Raw genomic sequence first — 1376 nt, forward strand, 5'->3', positions numbered from 1 at the left:
GAGAAACGCGCGAAAGTTGGTGATGCCCTGAAGGGCGGCATATCATGGCGGTGTTCAGACGCCGTCAATTCTCAATCGAGAAAGGGATATGCCACATGCCGGAGACTACCATCACCCATCTGCCCGATCCATCGGGATTTTGCTCCGACCCATTCACCGACGTCCTGCGCGATGGGGCGCGCAAGCTGATCGAACAGGCGATCCACGCGGAACTGGCCGCGCTCATGAGCGCCTTTTCCGGGGAAAGGCTTCCGGACGGGCGGGCACGCCTGGTGCGCCACGGTCATCTCCCGGAACGCGAGGTGATGACCGGTATCGGTCCAGTGCCGGTGAAAGTGCCGCGCGTGCGGGATCGGGGTGCTGAGGAAGACAAGATCAGCTTTACGCCAAGCATCCTGCCCCGCTACCTGCGCAAGGCGAAAACTATCGAGGAGCTGTTGCCTTGGCTTTACCTCAAGGGAGTATCCACGGGCGATTTCACCGAAGCCCTGGGGGCACTTCTGGGCGAGAATGCCAAGGGCCTGTCCGCCAAGACCGTCTCCCGGCTGAAGGCTGGCTGGTGGGCAGACTACGAGGCTTGGCAGAAACGCGACCTCGGCAATCGGCGCTTTCTCTACATCTGGGCCGATGGCGTCTACTTCAAGCCACGAATGGCTGAGGAAAAGCAAAGTGTTCTGGTGATCGTCGGGGCGGATGAATACGGCCGCAAGGAGCTGTTGGCGATGACCGACGGCTTCCGCGAAAGCACCCAAAGCTGGCGCGAGCTGCTTCTTGAGCTCAAACGCCGCGGCCTGACGCAGGAACCAAAGCTGGCCATCGGTGACGGTGCCCTAGGGTTCTGGACGGCCCTGCGCGAGGTATTTGCCACGACCAAGGAACAAAGATGTTGGGTCCACAAAACTATGAATGTGCTGAATGCGATGCCGAAATCCATCCAAGCCAAGGCCAAGGGCCATCTGCACGACATCTGGCAGGCCGAGACAAAAGCCAAGGCCAACGTCGCCTTCGACTTTTTCATCGAAACCTATGGCGTGAAATGGGACAAGGCGGTCGCCAAGCTGATCAAGGACAGGGACGCGCTGCTGACCTTCTATGACTATCCGGCGGAACACTGGAAACACATTCGGACGTCAAACCCAATCGAAAGCACCTTTGCCACCGTCCGGCATCGCACGAAACGCACCAAGGGCTGCCTCAGCCGCAAGACCGGACTGGCCATGGCATTCAAGCTGATGATGTCAGCGCAGGGAAAATGGCGCAAACTCGATGGCAGGAACCGCCTGCCCGAAATCATCGACGGGGTTGAGTTCCGCGACGGTCTCCGCCACGTTCAAATCGCCGCCTGATCAAGCGTCACCAACTTCTGCGCATATCTC

At 59.4% G+C, this 1376-nt stretch carries 1 protein-coding gene; it reads left to right on the forward strand.

Annotated features, from left to right (window positions below; translation table 11 throughout):
• The first annotated feature begins 95 nt into the window (after positions 1-95).
• Positions 96-1346, forward strand: coding sequence for an IS256 family transposase (locus ACFSUD_RS19570; RefSeq protein WP_386376182.1), 1251 nt, complete (start codon positions 96-98; stop codon positions 1344-1346).
• The last annotated feature ends 30 nt before the right edge of the window (positions 1347-1376 follow it).

Source organism: Sulfitobacter aestuarii (assembly GCF_042685005.1).
In the GTDB taxonomy this organism is placed as follows: domain Bacteria; phylum Pseudomonadota; class Alphaproteobacteria; order Rhodobacterales; family Rhodobacteraceae; genus Sulfitobacter; species Sulfitobacter aestuarii.

Coding starts and splice junctions, on each gene's coding strand:
- ACFSUD_RS19570 (WP_386376182.1), top strand. CDS start 96: ATGCCGGAGACTACCATCACCCATCTGCCCGATCCATCGGGATTTTGC.